Raw genomic sequence first — 17,576 nt, 5'->3', positions numbered from 1 at the left:
CCCTTTAGGGCAGGAACCGTTGTACCAGTTTGACCACGGTTTTCACACGCGGGTTGTCAAACAGCTTAGGGGTAAAATAGGCACCCGCAGCGCGTTTGTTAAGCTCCATCAATGTCGGATATGGCGCGACCATGCCAGCGATTTGTCCAATCTTAAGCTTTGCGGCCACAGCGAGGGCCCAAAATGAGATCAATTCGCCCGCATCAGGCCCCGCAATTGTGACCCCAACGGGGCGATTCTTCACGATCATCACTTTGATAAATCCACCTCCACCGGCGCGCCCAGTCGTGATGGCACGGTCATTACCGGAAATTTCGGCCCGCGACACGGTGAGCGCATCACCATGCTGTTCGCGCGCCTCTGCTTCGGTCAGCCCAACTTGGCCCAGTTCAGGGTCGGTATAGGTGGCACGCGGGATATGATGCGTGGCCGCTTTGGCGGGCAAGCCAAACAACATAGACCGGATCAAAACGCCTGCGTGATAGCCAGCAACATGAGTGAACTGCATCCCTCCTGCTGCATCACCGATGGCGTAAACCCGTTTGTTGCTTGAGCGCAGCGAGGCATCTACTTTGACGCCAGCGAGAGTGCGATCCACTTCACCTTTTTCCAAGTCCAAATTGTCGGCGTTGGCGACACGCCCGACAGCGACCAGTAAATCTGTTCCCTTGACCTCTGTGCCATCTTTCAGCTGTACAGTAATGTCACCGGCCACACCTGACACCAGAACCGCGGGTGCGTTCTCTAAAATTGTAACGCCTTCACCGCGAAGCGCGGTTTTGACCACGTTTGCGGCCTCAGGATCATCACGGCCCAGCGCCTCCATCGCGTCGATCACAGTGACCTCGCAGCCCAAGCGACGGTGCGCCTGCGCCATTTCCATGCCGATAGGGCCGCCCCCCAAAACCAACAGATGCTTGGGCGCTTGACGTTGCGCCCACAGGCTTTCGTTGGTCAAGTAAGGCACTGCGTCCAAGCCATCGATGGGCGGAATAAAGGCGCGCGAACCTGTCGAAATCACAAAACGGCGTGCGGTGATTTCGGTATCGCCCGCTTGCACAGTGGTGGGCGAGGTGAATTTGGCAAAAGCACGGATGACGGTGCAGCCTAATTCTTCGAATCGTTCTTGGCTATCATGCGGCGCGATGGTGCCGATGGCGGCTTGCACATGTTCCATAGTGGCGGCGTAATCGACCTGAGGTGTCACACCTGCGACCCCAGCCCCGCCTTTGCGCATCAGATGCGCCTGTTTGGCCGCAGACAACAGCGCCTTAGAGGGCACGCAGCCATAGTTCAAACAATCGCCGCCCATCTCGCCAGCCTCTATCAGCACAACTTTTGCGCCCATTTGTACCGCACCAGAGGCCACAGACAGCCCACCAGAGCCACCGCCAATCACACAGATATCCGTTTTAATCTTTTTCATGTTGCGACCTCCTAAAGGCGAATTAAGTACGTTTGAAACGTTTATAGACCATTGGTAGCGCTGACAAAGCGGCCAAACCCAGAAGCGGAAACAAGATTTGAGGCTCAAAAATTATGCCCAAGTCAGGCGTACCGCCCGCTTCTAGCACAGATCCGAGTCCCGCCCCCACAGAGGTAAAGATAAACGTGCCAGGAATGATCCCAAGCCCAGTGGAAATGACAAAGCGGTGCAACGGCACGCCCACAAAGGCTGGCAGCAGATTGGCCACAAAGAACGGGACAATCGGCAACAAGCGGATCAGGAATAACATCGACCATTGGTTTTCATCGATACCGTCTTTCAGTTGCTTGATACGGCCAGACCCCGTGTCCATCTTAGAGGCCAACCAATCGCCAAGCCCCCAACGCGCCGCCAGAAACAGGCAGCTTGCGCCAATCGTGGCCCCTGCCACGTTGAACAAGACGCCGGGGAAGACCCCGAACAAGAAGCCACCCGTCAAAGTGGCAACAGATGCCCCCGGCAACGAGAACGTCACAATGATAACATATGCAATCACGAATAGACCAACAGCCGCTACATAATGAGAATCACGGTAAGCCAACAGGGCTTCGCGGTGCTCTTTAAAACTATCAAAACTCAGCTGGTCGCGGAATGTAACAGCCAGAGCAACAGCAATGATTGCAAAGAGTGCCAGTGGCAAAAAGCGTTGCACCTGCCCTTTAGGCGGATCGGACTTCTCTGACGCGAGAGGGGGAAGATGATTGGACAAAGGCTTTCCTTTATGGTGTTTGGCTGGCAAATATAGTGTTTGATGGGCAAAATGGTCACACGACGCCAACTTAGCCAGAAAAATTCCTATGTCTCACGCGTGAGTGAACGATCGGTGAGCCAGCGCGAGAAAACTGTAATATGCCTGAGAATTCTTTTCGAATTCGCCGCGCAATCAATTGACAAGTCCCCCTGTCCTGCCTAAAGACTGCGCTTCGAACGTATACACGCCTTCGAATCCCCTTAAAGGATTTGGGCCTCAAATAAACCGATGGAGACGTTGCGATGAAACGCACCTTTCAACCGAGCAACCTCGTCCGCAAACGCCGCCACGGTTTCCGTGCGCGTATGGCAACTAAAGCGGGCCGCAAAATAATCAACGCACGTCGTGCACAAGGTCGGAAGAACTTGTCAGCGTAAAGTTGAGCCGAAAGGCTATGAGAATGACACCGTCGAATGCCCCCATGGTTATGGCTCCTGCCGAAGCTACGGGATCGCAGTCGGCGGTTTTGTCATGTTCAACTGTCGAGATCACAACGTTACAAAAACGTGCCGACTTTTTGTTGGCTGCACGCGCACGGCGTCAAGGCACCTCAAGTTTTTTGTTGCAAGGCCGCCAGCGCCGCGCTGATGAAACGGCAACAGGCATTCGTGTCGGCTATACCTGCTCCAAAAAAGTCGGAAATGCAGTCAAACGCAATCATGCCAAACGGCGACTGCGCGAAGCGGCGCGCTTGGTGATTCCCGATGCGGGCCTCGATGGTTGGGATTATGTGTTGATCGGTAAATCCGGCGACACCAGTGCGCGCGATTTTCAGCTTTTGCTCAAAGACCTGCGCTACGCCCTGCGCAAGGTCCACGGCAATGCAAACAAAGCGCAAATGCAATGACGCCCTTCGCGATGATTCTGTCTTTGCCAGTACGCGCCTACCGTATGGTGTTCAGCCCGTGGATCGGCTTCAACTGCCGTTATCAACCTACCTGCAGCGCCTACGCCCTAGAAGCACTCGAAAAACACGGCGCCTTCAAAGGTGCGTATTTGGCCGCACGTCGCATTGGCCGCTGTCATCCTTTGGGTGCGTCAGGCTATGACCCCGTGCCTGACACAACTACGCCGCCAAAGCACACGACTTCTGAGGACTAAGACATGCAGGACGACCTCGACGACATCCACCCGCTGTTTCACGGCGCGCCCTCAACAACTGAATTCAAGAAGTTGCGCAAACGCATCGTGCGCAATGTCCGCGAAGCTGTTGAGCAATACGGCATGATCGAACGTGGCGCCAAATGGCTGGTCTGCATGTCTGGCGGCAAAGACAGCTATACGCTTTTGGCCATTCTGTATGAACTCAAATGGCGCGGACTTTTGCCTGTTGAGCTTTTGGCCTGCAACCTTGATCAGGGGCAACCAGGATTTCCCGCCACGGTTTTGCCCGAGTTTTTGGAAAAAATGACGGTGCCGCACCGGATCGAATACCAAGATACTTATTCCATCGTCACCGATAAAGTGCCCGCTGGGCGTACTTATTGCGCATTATGCTCACGTCTGCGCCGTGCGAATCTGTACCGCGTGGCCCGCGAAGAAGGCTGTTCTGCCGTGGTTCTGGGGCACCACCGCGATGATATTCTTGAAACCTTTTTCATGAACCTCTTTCATGGTGGGCGTTTGGCGACCATGCCGCCAAAACTGCTCAACGATGAGGGCGATCTGTTCTTGTACCGTCCCATGGCGCATGTGGCCGAAGCGGATTGCGAAAAATTCGCTAAAGCTATGAATTATCCGATAATTCCATGTGATCTCTGCGGATCTCAAGACGGGTTGCAACGCCAACAGGTCAAGCAAATATTGGACAGCTGGGAACAAAACAGCCCCGGCAGACGTCAAGTGATGTTCAAGGCGCTGACCAATATCCGCCCCTCTCACATGCTTGATCCCAAGCTTCACGATTTCCTTGGCCTACTTGCCACCCCACAAGCGGGCGATGAAGCCAGTGTTGCGAAAAATAGTGATAATTCTATCGAAATCCCCAAGCTACGTTAACGTTGCGGCCACCAAATAGGCGATAGTGTGACAATGAATAAGGCAAGCGCAAGCCTGCCATCATTGACGAGGATCGCCCAATGCGCAACGACACCGCCACCACTCTACGCCGAATGCAAACCCTACTGCTTGGGCAGCACACGCTCGCGTTTTTGCCTGCGGTCTGCTTAGGCGCGCATTGGCTTGGCGGTGAGGCGGCCCTGATCGCAACGGCGCTAGGACTTCCCGCGCTTCTGGCCTTGACCAACATCATTTCTCTACCAACGGCACGAGACACAGGCATCGATGGCGTCACGGGCCTACCGCTGCGTCCAGTGGTGATTGATGTGATCGACCAAATTCTAGACGCTCAGCACGCGACAGGGCGCACCACGGCCTGTTTGACTGTGGCCATCGATGATTTCCGCGGATTAGAGGCCAACTTTGGCACTGACACAGCGCATGACATCTTGAACACCTCGGCGCGCCGCCTGACTGATACATTGCGCGATCATGACATTGTGGCCCGCCTTGATGGGCCCCGCTTCGCCGTCGCTTTTGCACCTATGCGCCGCGCAGATTTAGAAACGCTTATCCAATTATCGTCACGCATGCAGGCTGCTTTGTCGGAGCCCTTGTCTGTTGATGCTACCAAAATCTATGTCACTGCAAGCATCGGCTTTTGTCTACCCGCACGAGCGCCGGGACAATCTGGCGCGGCGTTTCTTGATGCAGCTGAGGTGGCACTGGTAGAGGCTGAATCAAATGGAGCGGGCTCCATCCGCGCATTCACGCCGAGCGCGATTCAAACCACTTTGAACCGCGGCGCTATTCTAGCAGACGTCGGCGATGCACTGGAAAACGGCGAAATTCTTCCATGGTTTCAACCGCAGATCTCTACAAATACGGGGAAAATTTCGGGCATGGAAGCCCTTGCGCGCTGGACTCACCCAGAAAAAGGCGTGATTTCGCCAGCTGAATTTCTGCCCGCAATCCACGAAAACGGTCTGATTGAACGCTTAGGCGAGATCATCTTGTACCATTCTTTCTCAGCACTTCAGGCATGGGACAAAGCGGGGTTTAACGTACCCACAATATCGGTCAATTTCTCAGCCACCGAGCTTTCCAATCCCAAACTTGTCGATAAGATTAGATGGGAATTGGACCGGTTCGAATTTGATCCCTCCCGTCTCACCGTCGAAATTTTAGAGACCGTCATCTCGTCCTCAGACAACGACATCATCACGCGCAACATCGCGGCGCTCAGCCAGCTTGGCTGCGGTATTGATCTTGATGACTTTGGGACCGGACACGCTTCTATCGCCAACCTCCGCCGCTTTGCTGTCAAACGTATCAAAATCGATAAATCCTATGTATCCCGTTGCGATGTCGATCGTAACCAACAAGACATGCTTGCAGCAATTTTAACCATGGCCGAACGTATCAATCTGCAAACACTTACAGAAGGCGTCGAAACCGTCGGCGAACACGCTATGCTGGCCCAACTTGGCTGCGATCACGTGCAAGGCTTTTCGATTTCCAGACCACTGACTTTTGATAAAACCTTTGATTGGATGGATGCCCATCGTCAAAAATTAGCTCAGACACCGCAAATTGGTCGGAAAGCCAGCTAGTCACTTTTTTGCCTTTTCCTAGGAAAATCCTCGAATCTGCTTGACCTTCGGCGCGTGGAGGGGTTGAACCTCCCAGACCAATTCCAAAAATCAGGCGACCGTGATGGACGATCAAAATAAGAACCTGATCCTCGCAGTAGTACTCAGCGGGATCGTGTTACTGGGCTGGCAGGTGTTTTTCCCTGCCCAAGAGCCAACAGCATCTGTGACTTCAACAAACGTGCTTGAGACAAGTGATGGCTCAATTGCCCTCGCACCTCCGAGTACGGACAGCGGCGACATTGTGATCGATGCAACGACCGCAGTCCCAAGTACAGCCGAGCAAGCCCCTCGCCTGACGATTGACACAGATCGTGTCCAAGGGTCGATCTCATTGGCTGGCGGTCGCATCGACGATCTGTCGTTGAAGGATTACACCGTCGACATCGACAGCGATGAAATCGTCACACTGTTGACGCCGGTTGGTACCGATGCGCCCTACTATGCTGTTTACGGCTGGGCCCCCGGTGGCGACCTTGACCAAGATGATGTGCCAGGCGCCAACACGGTTTGGTCGGTTGAAACGGGCGATACGCTCACAGTTGACACGCCGATTACACTCGCTTGGACCAACGCCAAAGGCCTGACCTTCCGCCGTACAATAGCGATCGACACAGACTACATGTTCTCGATCACCCAATCCGTTGAAAACGACGGCACTGACGCAGCCCGCTTGGCCGCTTACGGCATCGTTGCGCGCCACGGCACGCCTGATGTATCCAAATACTTCGTTCTGCACGAAGGCCTTGTCCGTCAAGCCGACAAAGACCTTGAGGAAGCCGATTACAAAGATATCGCTGACTACGACTTTGATGCACGCGAAGGTGGAAATGTGTCCATCGAACAAGTCGAAGAAAACGGCTGGCTTGGCTTTACAGATAAAAACTGGATGACCTCTTTGGTTCCACAACCGGGTCAGAGCTTCACATCCGTTGTAAAATTTGTTCCTGGATCAGAAATTTACCAAGTTGAATCTCGTCTACCAGCCCAAGTTGTCGAACCTGGCGCATCGGTGCAAAACATCACCTATCTTTTTGCAGGAGCCAAAGAATGGGAAGCCATCAAAGGCTACCAAGATGATCTGGGAATTTACCGTTTCATCTACTCCATCGACTGGGGCATCTTCTTCTTCTTTACGCAACCGATCTTCCGCTTGCTCCACGCCATCAACGGCCTCATCGGCAATATGGGCTGGTCCATTATCGCGCTGACGGTGTTGATCAAAGGCATTATGTTCCCGCTCGCCTATAAATCTTACGTTTCGATGGCACGCATGAAAGAATTGCAGCCTGAGATGGAAAAGATGAAAGAGGAAGCTGGTGATGATCGCGAGAAGCTTCAAAAAGGCATGATGGAGCTTTACAAGAAAAACAAAGTGAATCCTGCCTCTGGGTGTTTGCCGTTGATCTTGCAGATTCCTGTGTTCTTTTCCCTCTACAAGGTGATTTTCGTCACGATTGAGCTGCGTCATGCCCCTTGGGTCGGCTGGATTCGCGATTTGTCAGCCCCAGACCCAAGTTCGATCTTGAACCTATTTGGCCTGTTGTCCTTCGCGCCGCCAGACCCAACATCAATTTTCGCCTTTATCAGCCTTGGCATTCTGCCAATCTTGCTAGGTATTTCGATGTGGTTACAGCAAAAGCTTAACCCTGCGCCCACCGATCCGGCTCAAGCTATGATCTTTGCGTGGATGCCATGGGTGTTCATGTTCATGCTCGGTAGCTTTGCTTCTGGCCTCGTGCTGTACTGGATATCGAACAACATGATTACCTTTACTCAGCAATATCTCATCATGCGTAGCCATGGTCACAAACCAGAACTTTTTGCCAATATCAAAAAGTCCCTACGCCTCAAGAAAAAGGAAGGTTCGGCCTAAGGGCCGTATCACCCCTATGAAACTAACATTTCCCATTGCGGAACCAGATGCGGCGGCCCTCGAGAAGGGTCGCCTCCTCTTTTCTGGTGAAACTGACTTTGTCAAAGGCGTGGTTGCTATGGACGGCATGCCGCCAGACGACCGCATCGAGATCTGCTTTGCAGGTCGTTCGAACGTAGGCAAATCGACCTTGATCAATGCGCTCACGGGCCGAAAGGCTTTGGCGCGCGCGTCCAACACACCGGGCCGCACACAAGAGATCAACTTTTTCACCTGCGCTGACAGCCATTATGTGGTCGACCTTCCAGGGTATGGGTTTGCCAAAGCCCCCAAAGACACGGTCGCCAAATGGCAGCGTTTATTGAAAGCCTACCTGTCTGGCCGCGCGACTTTGCGCCGTGCTTTTGTGCTGATCGACAGCCGCCACGGCGTGAAAGCCGTGGACGAAGAAATCATGTCTTTGCTTGATCGCTCTGCCGTGACCTTTCAGGTTGTCATGACCAAGGCCGACAAAGTGAAAGACGCTGAACGCGAGAAAAATTTAGCGCAAACTCGCGAGGCTGTGTCCAAACATCCTGCGGCCTACCCAGAGTTGATCGTGACATCCTCGGAAAAAGGCTGGGGCATCGACACACTTCGTGCTGTCATTTCAACGCTGGAATAACCGTTTAAATTGAGAGGTGCCGCATCGATGGCATACACTCAATCGGACATAACCCTTTGGACCTCTAAGCCATGAAGACACAAGACATGAACCGAGACTGGATCGCCACCGCCCGCACATTGTCCCAAGCCCTGCCCTATTTGCAGCGCTATGAAGGCGCGACAGTGGTCATCAAATTGGGCGGCAACGCGATGGGGTCTGACGAGGCTATGGAAAGCTTTGCACGCGATGTCGTTTTAATGCAGCAAGTCGGCGTCAAGCCTGTGGTCGTGCATGGCGGCGGTCCGATGATCAACAAAATGCTTGCCGATTTGGACATCAAGTCCGAGTTCGTCGACGGCAAACGCGTGACAGATAAAGCCACAGTTGAAGTCGTCGAAATGGTGTTGTCTGGCCTTGTGAACAAGCGCATCGTACAAGCGATCAACAGCCAAGGTGGCCGCGCGGTGGGCATTTCTGGCAAAGATGCCAATCTGATGATCTGTGAACAAACGAACCCTGACCTTGGCTTTGTCGGCACTCCCACGGACATGGACCCATCCATCATCGAGGAGCTTGGCCAAGCGGGATTGATCCCTGTGATCGCGCCTTTGGGCTTTGGCCGAAATGGCGAGACCTTTAACGTCAACGGCGACACCGCTGCGGGGGCCATCGCAGGTGCACTCAACGCGGATCGTTTGTTGCTTTTAACAGATGTGTCAGGCGTCAAAGGCGCGGATGGCGCGGTTATGACTTCGCTTGATTCGGACATGATCCGCAAGTTCACAGAAGATGGCGTGATCGCCGGCGGCATGATTCCGAAAACAGAAACGGCACTGGCGGCTTTGGCCGATGGCGTGCGTGCGGTGGTTATCTTGGATGGCCGTGCCCCAAACGCTTGCTTGCTTGAGCTGTTCACAGAACATGGTGCAGGGTCTTTGATCCGCAACGCCGATCCCTCATCTAGCGCCTAAATGGGGTTGCGGCTGATCCTGACGCGACATGCAAAATCAAGTTGGGACGATCCTTTACTTGATGACATTGAGCGCACTCTAAACACACGCGGACAACGCGACGCAGACCGCGTGGGGCTATGGCTGTCAGCAAAGGGCTACCACCCTGACCAAGCCATGATCTCGGTAGCGCGTAGAACTCAAGAGACATGGTCACGCATCCAAGAGACCGCCTCGACGGGCGACATGGAGTGTTTGTTTCATCAAGGACTTTACCTCGCATCAAGTGATCGCATTTTGCAGCAGTTACGCAGCGCAACTGCCAAAACAGTCATCTTGATTGCACATAACCCAGGGATCGGTGATTTTGCAGCCCGCTTTGCGAGCAGACTACCCCCACATCCCGATTTTGCGCGTTACCCCACTTGTGCGACAACCGTGTTTGACGTGGCGGCTGACAGCTGGTCGCACATTCGATTTGGGCAGAATACGGTGTTAGATTTCTGTATCCCGCGTGACCTTAGTGACTGAACGATCTTCTTGATAGACCCATAAAAAAAGGCGCCCTGCGGCGCCTTTTCCTTTGTTTGGTTGAAAGCCTTAGTGACCCAAAATCTGGCTGAGGAACAATTTGGTCCGCTCTGATTTTGGATTGTTAAAGAACTCTTCTGGTTCGTTTTGTTCAACGATTTGGCCTTGGTCCATAAAGATCACGCGGTTGGCCACCTGACGGGCAAAGCCCATCTCGTGCGTCACGCAAAGCATGGTCATGCCCTCTTCCGCGAGCTCGATCATGGTGTCGAGCACCTCTTTGATCATCTCAGGGTCAAGCGCCGATGTCGGCTCGTCAAACAGCATGATACGTGGCTGCATGCACAAGGAGCGCGCAATCGCCACACGTTGCTGCTGACCACCAGACAACATACCGGGGTATTTGTTCGCTTGATCGGGGATTTTCACCTTTTCAAGGAAATGCATCGCCAACTCTTCGGCTTCTTTTTTCGGGGTTTTACGCACCCACATTGGCGCCAAAGTACAGTTTTCAAGGATCGTCAGATGCGGGAACAAGTTAAAGTGCTGAAAGCACATGCCAACTTCTGAACGGATCTTATCGATATTCTTGAGGTCTGAAGACAGTTCAGTGCCATCGACAATGATCTGGCCCTTTTGGTGCTCTTCCAAACGGTTGATGCAGCGGATCATCGTGGATTTGCCTGACCCTGATGGGCCTGCAATAACGATACGCTCACCACGTTGAACGGTCAGGTTGATGTCACGCAGAACGTGAAAATCGCCATACCATTTGTTCATATTGGTGATCTGAATCGCCACCTCATCAGAGACGTTCATTTTGCTACGGTCGACGACGCGGTCTAGAGTTTCAGTAGACATAGGTAGTCTCCTTTCTTAACGATGATCGGTGCGAAGCTTTTGCTCCAGCCACTGCGAATAACGGGACATTGAAAAACAACAGACCCAAAAGATAAGCCCGATGAAAATATACAGTTCCCATGTGATGCCGTTCCATTCCGAGTTGGCGCGAATAGATTGAGCCGCCGCCAACATGTCAAAGATACCAATAAAGAAGACCAAAGTGGTGTCTTTGAACAGGCCAATGAAAGTGTTCACAATGCCAGGGATCGAAATCTTCAAAGCCTGCGGCATAATGATTAATCTTTGAGCTTGCCAGTAATCCAAGCCCAATGCATCAGCAGCCTCGTACTGGCCTTTTGGCAAAGCCGCCAAGCCACCACGGATCACTTCGGCCATGTAAGCACTTGAGAAAATCGTAACCATGACGATCACACGCACTGTCAGATCAAAGGTCACAGAAGGCGGCAAGAAGTAGTTCAGCAGCAGCGATGCTGTGAACAACAAGGTGATCAAAGGCACACCGCGGAAGAACTCGATAAAGCCTACACACATCATTTTGACGAGCGGCAAATCAGATTTACGCCCCAGAGCCAAGACGATGCCAATCGGCAAAGACAGCGCGATGCCAGACACACCGATGATCATCGAGATCACGAAACCACCAAGTTCACGGCTTTGGATTTCGCGCAAAGGCAGAAGCGGAACAACACTGTCGAGCATACCGACAACAAGTGGACCAACGAAGAACCACCAGACCAGTGCGGCAACAATCGCGATCAACGCGGAAAGGCCAGAACCAGTGTAGTTGCTTGCAATCTTGCCCGCGTAATAAGCCACAATAAACCCTGCAGCGACGCCAATCGGCCCCCACAAAGACCCGCCCCAGATCAGCCAAACCATCAAAAATGGATAGACCACTGTGACGAACAACAGCTTGCGTGGCACGGTTTCAAACAGCACAGGTGCAATAGCAACAAGCAGCAAGACAAACGCCACATGAGTGCGCCAGTATTCAGAGGACGGAAAAAACGTGCCATAGAAAATCTGCTGCCAACGCTCATTAATCACAGCCCAACAAGCCGCATGTGCGCCGTCTAGAATTTCACGACATTCCGCTAAGGAGCTTGCACTCCAAACGCCACCAAACACCCACGGGATGATTGAGGACAGAGCCGTATAGATCACAAAGATCGAAAGAAGTGTCAGAATGGTGTTGAACCAGCCGGAAAACAGATTTTCTTTGATCCATTTCGCGGGGCCAACTTCACCGCGCGGGGGCGGCAGTTGCTCCAACATGTGGGTGCGCACAAAGGCGATGGTCGATTTTTGATCCGTCATCTTAGCGCTCCTTCAATTTCATGGATTTGTTGTACACGTTCATGCCGGATGAAATCAGCAATGAGACAACAAGATAAATCATCATCATCAACAGCATACATTCCAATTCGCGACCAGTATTGTTCATCGTCGTCCCGCCCAAAGTGGCGCGCAGGTCTTGATACCCAACGGCCAAAGCGAGAGACGAGTTTTTGGTCAGGTTCAGGAACTGTGAAATCAGCGGTGGAATGATCACCCGCAACGCCTGCGGTAAGATCACAAGGTTCATGGTGCGTGAAGGACGCATGCCCAGGGCGAAAGCGGCCTCAGATTGTCCTTTGGAAATAGCCAAAATGCCAGAGCGTACGATCTCGGCAATGAACGACCCCGTGTAAACAGACAGAGCCAGCCATAACGCCAAGAAAGAGTTAGACAGTTGAATGCCGCCTTGGAAGTTGAAGCCTTTCAGCGCGGGAGAAACCAAAGCGATCGGGCGACCCAAAATGAAAAATACCAACAGGGTTGGCACAGCAAAAATCGCCAGTTTAATCCAAACATTTGGCAAGATTTGCCCCGTGGCTTCAAAGCGGCGTTTAGACCAGCGGCCAAAGGCCCAGATTGCCACAAGCGACAGCAAAAAGGTGATAACGACGAAAATAGAACCTGCGCCCCATTCAGGCCTTGGGATGTAAGTCCCGCGCCCAGTGACCGCAACACTATCCCAAAGCCACATCGACGCATCAGGGTTTTCACCACGGAAGGCTCTAGGTTGCGGTAAGGCTTCGGACAAAACGGCCATGGTGGCGATGATCCAAATCACAACAGGAATATTGCGGAAAGTTTCCACATAAACGGTCATGATTTTTGCAACCAGCCAGTTCTTCGACAGACGCAAAACACCGGCGGTCACACCGATAAGCGTCGCCAAAATACAGCCCAAGAAGGCAACAAACAACGTGTTGAGCAATCCAACATATGCGGCACGCAGGTTGCTCGATTGCGAACTATAGTCAACGAGAACCTGTTGAATATCGTAATTGGATGGATTCGAAAGAAAGCCAAAATCAATCTCTTTGCCCAAGCTGGCAAGGTTGCGATTGACGTTCACAAGCAAGAAAACCGCAATCATCGCAAAGGCGATCACAGCGATGACTTGGATTGTTATGGCTCTGTACCGAGTGTCGTAAAGCAGTTGGCTGATGCGAAATCCATCGGCCTTTGGTGGGTCTATCATTGTCGTCATTGTAGACTGTCCCCCATGTCCCCGTTCATGACGCAAATTCAACGAAGGCGCGCTTCATCGTTTCGGTCAATTTATTTTTGGTGGTGTTTAGATATGAAAAGGGCGCGGAATTAACCGCGCCCCGTAGTCACTAAATCCTAGCGGAAAGGTGGAGAGTAGATCAGGCCACCTTCAGTCCAAAGCGCGTTCAAGCCACGAGCCAGACCAACTGGTGTGCTTTCACCGATGTTCGCTTCAAATGTTTCGCCGTAGTTGCCAACCATAGTGATGACGTTGAACGCCCACTCATTTGGCAGACCAAGCATCGCACCCAATTCACCTTCAACACCAAGCAAACGGTTGATTTCAGGATTGTCAGTGCCAGCTGCCATTTCAGTTGCGTTTTCAGATGTCACACCAAGCTCTTCAGCGGAAACCATTGCGTTGAGTGTCCAACGCACAACGTCGCCCCATTCGGAATCACCGTGGCGCACGAGTGGGCCGAGTGGCTCTTTAGAGATGATTTCTGGCAGAACCACGTAGTCACTTGGGTTCTCGAATGACGCACGAGATGCAGCCAAAGCAGAGGCATCCGTTGTGTATACGTCACAAGCGCCAGCAAGGAATTGGTTTTGCGCTTCTGTGAAGCTTTCAACAGGAACTGGTTCATAGTCCATGCCGTTTGTGCGGAAGTAGTCAGCCAAGTTCAACTCGGTGGTTGTACCTGTTTCGATACAAACCGTTGCGCCTTCAAGTTCTTTCGCAGAAGACACACCAAGGTCTTTAGGAATCATAAAGCCCTGACCGTCGTAGTAGTTTACGCCGGTGAACTCTGCCTTGAGGTCAACATCGCGAGAGAATGTCCATGTTGTGTTACGTGCCAACATGTCAACTTCGCCGGATGACAAGGCTGTGAAACGCACAGCAGATGTCAGGGGTGTGTATTCAACTTTTTCAGGGTCGCCGAAAATCGCAGCAGCAACAGCGCGGCAAAGATCTACGTCAAAACCTTTCCAAACGCCGCTCGCGTCTGGTGCAGCAAAACCGGGTGTACCTGGGTTCACACCACACTTAAGTGCGCCGTGGTCTTTCACAGCTGCCAATGTAGATGATCCTGCGTCTTGAGCCATCGCTCCTGTCGCAACGAGACCAGCCGCAGCCAAAGTACCCATAAATACAGATTTTTTCATTTTTACCTCTTCCTGATTGTACGTCTTTTACAACGTTAGTTCGGCCATTTTTTGCCGATAATATTCGAAAAAAGCGCGCGAGCACCTTCACTGATGACAAGTTGAAATGAATCATCGCATATCGTCAAGTGGTCGATCACGGATTTGCATATTTACTGTGCGTAAGTATAAAAGAAGGGCGATGATTGCCAAAGGATGCACCTGATGTGACTTTAGCATCAAATAGCATCAATGTGCGGGAAATCAAAAGCATCCCAGTCATTTTCCCCACGAGCAAAGCCAGATACCAGTCTCGCTAAAAAATATGCTGCCGCTATTTTTGCGTCATATGGAAGAAATCATAGGCGTGCACAAAACTTTTGCGCTTTATGTCTGCCACAAGGGTTGCTTCATCATCTTCCCCCCATTGCGCGATTTGAAAGCTCTCATCAACCCGAGAAAGCTCCCAAAGCGCTTGTGGTGGGTGCAATGATTCGGTTGCGGCAAATCCCAAAGCCAATGATCCACTCAGTGACACAAGGTCATGAAAGGCTGACAATTGAAACTTATCCAGCGCATGGACCCTTGCGCGTAACTGCGCCAAAGCGACCTCACTTTGCGGGACCGGCATCACACCTTGACGTGTTTCCAAACGCACACCGTAAGTGTCGAATAACCAGTCAAGAATAGGGTCCCAAGCCTGCGCTTGCTGGGCCACCAATTCTTGCGGAAAGGTCGCACGGTAACACAAAAGGTCGCTATCCCCATAGTCCGCCAACATGTCGGCGACCTCAGCGTGTTGCACACTGACCTTATCAATGGCCGCATTGGCACCACGGGTGAAAGGCATGACGTTCGGGTCGATTTCACCCTCTTGCGCATCCCATTCCAGACGCACCTGCTCGGCCATCGTTTCAGTCGGCACGACCAAAAGCGCTTTGGCAGGCGTGCGCACATTGCGACCATCCAAAAGCACGGTGAACCCGTCCTCTACCGCTGCTACAGTTGTGTTTTTCCAAAAACGCTTGGCCGCAAAGTCCGCCACAGTTTAGTCCTTCCAAATCTCATCCAGCGCGTCATCCAGCGCCGCAAAATCATCAATAACAATGCTGGCACCTGTGTCTTTCAACGCGCCCGCACCGTGATAACCCCAAGACACACCAATAGCTGAACAGCGCGCCGCGCGGGCCATTTCCATATCATAGGTTGTATCGCCAATAACAATCGCATCTTGTGCATTCACATCGCAATCCGCCAAACAGCTTTGCACCATCGAGGGGTGCGGTTTGGACGGATGATCGTCCGCGCATTGCGTGCTGACAAAATGATGCGCGAAAGGCCACATTTCAAGCAAACCATTCAAGCCCCGCCGACTGTTGCCCGTAGCGATCGCAAGCTGCACATCTGCGCGCATGGACAAGCGCTCAATCGCTTCTGAGGCACCGTCAAACAACGGAAAAGTCGACTGAGGTTTGATACGGTTGGCGTTAAAATCGGTTTTGTAATCCTCAACCAGTTGCACAATCGTGGCCTCGCTCGCGTCGGGGGCCAGCTCGCGGATCGCATAGGGCAAAGACAGACCTACGATCGACAGAATCGCATTGCGCGAGGGCACCGCGATCTGTGCCGCACCGAAAGCCGCCGTCATCGACGCGATGATATGCGCCTGACTGTCGACCAAAGTGCCGTCGACATCAAAGATGACAAGTTTGGTCATCGCAATGTCTCGAAAGGATCTTCGGCCGCCAAGCTTTCGTGCCAATCGAAAGTCTCCCAGCTGTTTTTCATGTGCTCAGGCAATGGCGCTGTCACGCTGAGTTCTTTTTTGGTCACAGGGTGTTCAAACGCAATACGACGCGCGTGCAAGTGCAACTTCTTGCTGATCACACCACCAAGCTGCGCACCCCAACCGTCGCCCATGTTTTCTTGGCCAGAGCCACCGTATTTACCGTCCCCCACGATAGGGTGGCCAATCTCGGCCATATGTACACGCAACTGGTGCGTCCGGCCGGTCAAAGGCTCCATCGCCACCCAAGACGCGCGACTGCCCACACGGTAGAGCGTGGCGTAAAGAGAACTCGCACGCTTCGCGCCCGGCGTGCTATCGACATCGCGCGGGTGAACGGCGTGCATCTTTTCGCCCTCGCCGCCTTTACCGCGCCCCATCGCTTTGACCAAACCATATTTGATCTCACCCAAGTACGGCACAGGCACGCCAGCCACCAAAGCCCAGTAAATCTTGCGGGTGTTGCGGTGGCGGAAGGCTTCGGTCAGTTTCGTGGCCATCGCAGGAGTGCGCGCCAGAACCAAAGCGCCAGAAGTGTCTTTGTCCAAACGGTGCACAAGACGTGGTTTTTCATCATAGCCAAAACGCAGAGCTTCGGACAGGACATCCACGTGACGCGTCTGCTTGGACCCACCCTGCGTGGGCAGGCCAGCAGGCTTGTTAATCACGATGATATGGTCGTCTTTGTACAACACAGCGTCGCGCATCATTTTGATGTCCGCGTTGGTGATGCGAATGGTGTTATGCGCAGGGGCCTCGGAAACAGGCAGCGGCGGGACACGCACTACATTACCAGGACCAACACGGGTGTTGGATTTCACCCGCCCGCCATCGACGCGAATATCGCCCTTGCGACACATCTTTTCGATATTGCCTTGGGTCACCACTGGGAAAGTCTTGCGGAACCAACGGTCAAGACGCTGTTCAGGCTGATCATCACCGATCGTTATCATTTGAACCTTGCTCATGCGAAGAAACCTCGTGCCACTGTGAGACCCATTGCAATGCCGCCAAGCGCCAACGCCAAAGTCCCGAATACGTAAAAAGCTGCAAGCCCGAATTGGCCGCGCTCGTAGATCGTGATCGCATCAAGCGAAAACGCCGAATAGGTGGTGAACCCACCCAAGACACCTGTCATCAGCAATGGCGCAAATCGGTTGCCCGATTTTTCTGCCAAGACCACGACCAAAACACCCATCAGGAATGACCCCCAAAAGTTGACACTCATCGTTCCCCAAGGGAATCCCTTGCCCAACAGGCGAGACATGCCAATGTTGGTCAGGTAACGGGCCGAAGCCCCGATGGCGCCCCCAAGGGCCACTTGCAATAGAGGTGTCATGTTCACTGTC

General features: G+C 52.8%; 19 protein-coding genes. 9 read left to right on the top strand and 10 right to left on the bottom strand.

Annotated features, from left to right (window positions below; all coding sequences use genetic code 11):
• Positions 1 to 4: 4 nt before the first annotated feature.
• The gene (locus KO503_RS03450) at positions 5 to 1,426 is read right to left on the bottom strand and encodes a dihydrolipoyl dehydrogenase family protein (RefSeq protein WP_215990183.1); all 1,422 of its coding nucleotides are present in this window, start codon (positions 1,424 to 1,426) and stop codon (positions 5 to 7) included.
• Between the two features lie 22 nt (positions 1,427 to 1,448).
• Positions 1,449 to 2,138 (bottom strand): TVP38/TMEM64 family protein, encoded by a 690-nt coding sequence (locus KO503_RS03445; RefSeq protein ID WP_215990275.1) that lies wholly within the window; start codon positions 2,136 to 2,138, stop codon positions 1,449 to 1,451.
• 341 nt (positions 2,139 to 2,479) lie between these two features.
• Here KO503_RS03445 and rpmH point away from each other — a divergent pair, with 341 nt between their 5' ends.
• The 9 genes from rpmH (at position 2,480) to KO503_RS03400 (ending at position 9,890) form a co-directional block, all read left to right on the top strand.
• On the top strand, positions 2,480 to 2,614 hold the full coding sequence (gene rpmH, locus KO503_RS03440) for a 50S ribosomal protein L34 (RefSeq protein WP_123794215.1): 135 nt from the start codon (positions 2,480 to 2,482) through the stop codon (positions 2,612 to 2,614).
• Between the two features lie 23 nt (positions 2,615 to 2,637).
• Positions 2,638 to 3,084 (top strand): ribonuclease P protein component, encoded by a 447-nt coding sequence (gene rnpA / locus KO503_RS03435; RefSeq protein ID WP_215990182.1) that lies wholly within the window; start codon positions 2,638 to 2,640, stop codon positions 3,082 to 3,084.
• Positions 3,081 to 3,338, top strand: a complete 258-nt coding sequence (yidD, locus tag KO503_RS03430) for a membrane protein insertion efficiency factor YidD (protein ID WP_215990181.1) — start codon at positions 3,081 to 3,083, stop codon at positions 3,336 to 3,338. The genes rnpA and yidD overlap by 4 nt, the downstream gene beginning before the upstream one ends.
• Before the next feature lie 3 nt (positions 3,339 to 3,341).
• Entirely contained in the window at positions 3,342 to 4,235 is an 894-nt protein-coding gene (ttcA, locus tag KO503_RS03425; protein WP_215990180.1) for a tRNA 2-thiocytidine(32) synthetase TtcA, read from the top strand.
• A gap of 80 nt (positions 4,236 to 4,315) precedes the next feature.
• Positions 4,316 to 5,848 carry a putative bifunctional diguanylate cyclase/phosphodiesterase gene (locus KO503_RS03420; RefSeq protein ID WP_215990179.1) on the top strand — a complete coding sequence of 511 codons (1,533 nt, stop codon included), beginning with the start codon at positions 4,316 to 4,318 and terminating at the stop codon, positions 5,846 to 5,848.
• Positions 5,849 to 5,951: 103 nt separating this feature from the next.
• Complete coding sequence (gene yidC / locus KO503_RS03415; RefSeq protein ID WP_215990178.1) at positions 5,952 to 7,763, top strand: membrane protein insertase YidC; 1,812 nt, start codon at positions 5,952 to 5,954, stop codon at positions 7,761 to 7,763.
• 16 nt (positions 7,764 to 7,779) lie between these two features.
• Complete coding sequence (gene yihA, locus KO503_RS03410; protein WP_215990177.1) at positions 7,780 to 8,427, top strand: ribosome biogenesis GTP-binding protein YihA/YsxC; 648 nt, start codon at positions 7,780 to 7,782, stop codon at positions 8,425 to 8,427.
• A 71-nt stretch (positions 8,428 to 8,498) separates the two neighbouring features.
• Positions 8,499 to 9,380 (top strand): acetylglutamate kinase, encoded by an 882-nt coding sequence (gene argB / locus KO503_RS03405; protein WP_215990176.1) that lies wholly within the window; start codon positions 8,499 to 8,501, stop codon positions 9,378 to 9,380.
• A complete protein-coding gene (locus tag KO503_RS03400; protein ID WP_215990175.1) occupies positions 9,381 to 9,890 on the top strand; it encodes a SixA phosphatase family protein in 510 nt (169 codons plus the stop codon).
• 69 nt (positions 9,891 to 9,959) lie between these two features.
• On the opposite strand, the gene KO503_RS03395 is transcribed toward KO503_RS03400, so the two are convergent.
• The 8 genes from KO503_RS03395 to crcB form a co-directional block, all read right to left on the bottom strand.
• Positions 9,960 to 10,751, bottom strand: a complete 792-nt coding sequence (locus tag KO503_RS03395; protein WP_289846644.1) for an amino acid ABC transporter ATP-binding protein — start codon at positions 10,749 to 10,751, stop codon at positions 9,960 to 9,962.
• Positions 10,752 to 10,766: 15 nt separating this feature from the next.
• Positions 10,767 to 12,071, bottom strand: coding sequence for an amino acid ABC transporter permease (locus KO503_RS03390; protein ID WP_215990174.1), 1,305 nt, complete (start codon positions 12,069 to 12,071; stop codon positions 10,767 to 10,769).
• Between the two features lies 1 nt (position 12,072).
• Complete coding sequence (locus KO503_RS03385) at positions 12,073 to 13,293, bottom strand: amino acid ABC transporter permease (RefSeq protein WP_215990173.1); 1,221 nt, start codon at positions 13,291 to 13,293, stop codon at positions 12,073 to 12,075.
• Positions 13,294 to 13,430: 137 nt separating this feature from the next.
• Positions 13,431 to 14,462, bottom strand: a complete 1,032-nt coding sequence (locus KO503_RS03380; RefSeq protein WP_215990172.1) for an amino acid ABC transporter substrate-binding protein — start codon at positions 14,460 to 14,462, stop codon at positions 13,431 to 13,433.
• 313 nt (positions 14,463 to 14,775) lie between these two features.
• Positions 14,776 to 15,486 (bottom strand): ATP12 family chaperone protein, encoded by a 711-nt coding sequence (locus tag KO503_RS03375; RefSeq protein ID WP_215990171.1) that lies wholly within the window; start codon positions 15,484 to 15,486, stop codon positions 14,776 to 14,778.
• 3 nt (positions 15,487 to 15,489) lie between these two features.
• Positions 15,490 to 16,158 (bottom strand): HAD-IA family hydrolase, encoded by a 669-nt coding sequence (locus KO503_RS03370; protein ID WP_215990170.1) that lies wholly within the window; start codon positions 16,156 to 16,158, stop codon positions 15,490 to 15,492.
• Positions 16,155 to 17,195, bottom strand: coding sequence for an RluA family pseudouridine synthase (locus tag KO503_RS03365; RefSeq protein ID WP_215990169.1), 1,041 nt, complete (start codon positions 17,193 to 17,195; stop codon positions 16,155 to 16,157). Before KO503_RS03365 ends, KO503_RS03370 begins: the two co-directional genes overlap by 4 nt.
• On the bottom strand, positions 17,192 to 17,566 hold the full coding sequence (gene crcB, locus KO503_RS03360) for a fluoride efflux transporter CrcB (protein WP_215990168.1): 375 nt from the start codon (positions 17,564 to 17,566) through the stop codon (positions 17,192 to 17,194). The genes KO503_RS03365 and crcB overlap by 4 nt, the downstream gene beginning before the upstream one ends.
• Between the last annotated feature and the right edge of the window lie 10 nt (positions 17,567 to 17,576).

The organism is Pacificibacter marinus, from assembly GCF_018860505.1.
Taxonomy (GTDB): Bacteria; Pseudomonadota; Alphaproteobacteria; order Rhodobacterales; family Rhodobacteraceae; genus Celeribacter; species Celeribacter marinus_B.
Note: the sequence above shows the minus strand (reverse complement) of the source record. Positions and strands in the feature narration are given on the sequence as shown.

Bases quoted from the DNA above. Each gene is read 5' to 3' on its own strand.
- KO503_RS03450 (WP_215990183.1), bottom strand. From the start codon at position 1,426: ATGAAAAAGATTAAAACGGATATCTGTGTGATTGGCGGTGGCTCTGGT.
- rpmH (WP_123794215.1), top strand. From the start codon at position 2,480: ATGAAACGCACCTTTCAACCGAGCAACCTCGTCCGCAAACGCCGCCAC.
- rnpA (WP_215990182.1), top strand. From the start codon at position 2,638: ATGACACCGTCGAATGCCCCCATGGTTATGGCTCCTGCCGAAGCTACG.
- yidD (WP_215990181.1), top strand. From the start codon at position 3,081: ATGACGCCCTTCGCGATGATTCTGTCTTTGCCAGTACGCGCCTACCGT.
- ttcA (WP_215990180.1), top strand. From the start codon at position 3,342: ATGCAGGACGACCTCGACGACATCCACCCGCTGTTTCACGGCGCGCCC.
- KO503_RS03420 (WP_215990179.1), top strand. From the start codon at position 4,316: ATGCGCAACGACACCGCCACCACTCTACGCCGAATGCAAACCCTACTG.
- yidC (WP_215990178.1), top strand. From the start codon at position 5,952: ATGGACGATCAAAATAAGAACCTGATCCTCGCAGTAGTACTCAGCGGG.
- yihA (WP_215990177.1), top strand. From the start codon at position 7,780: ATGAAACTAACATTTCCCATTGCGGAACCAGATGCGGCGGCCCTCGAG.
- argB (WP_215990176.1), top strand. From the start codon at position 8,499: ATGAAGACACAAGACATGAACCGAGACTGGATCGCCACCGCCCGCACA.
- KO503_RS03400 (WP_215990175.1), top strand. From the start codon at position 9,381: ATGGGGTTGCGGCTGATCCTGACGCGACATGCAAAATCAAGTTGGGAC.
- KO503_RS03395 (WP_289846644.1), bottom strand. From the start codon at position 10,751: ATGTCTACTGAAACTCTAGACCGCGTCGTCGACCGTAGCAAAATGAAC.
- KO503_RS03390 (WP_215990174.1), bottom strand. From the start codon at position 12,071: ATGACGGATCAAAAATCGACCATCGCCTTTGTGCGCACCCACATGTTG.
- KO503_RS03385 (WP_215990173.1), bottom strand. From the start codon at position 13,293: ATGACGACAATGATAGACCCACCAAAGGCCGATGGATTTCGCATCAGC.
- KO503_RS03380 (WP_215990172.1), bottom strand. From the start codon at position 14,462: ATGAAAAAATCTGTATTTATGGGTACTTTGGCTGCGGCTGGTCTCGTT.
- KO503_RS03370 (WP_215990170.1), bottom strand. From the start codon at position 16,158: ATGACCAAACTTGTCATCTTTGATGTCGACGGCACTTTGGTCGACAGT.
- KO503_RS03365 (WP_215990169.1), bottom strand. From the start codon at position 17,195: ATGAGCAAGGTTCAAATGATAACGATCGGTGATGATCAGCCTGAACAG.
- crcB (WP_215990168.1), bottom strand. From the start codon at position 17,566: ATGACACCTCTATTGCAAGTGGCCCTTGGGGGCGCCATCGGGGCTTCG.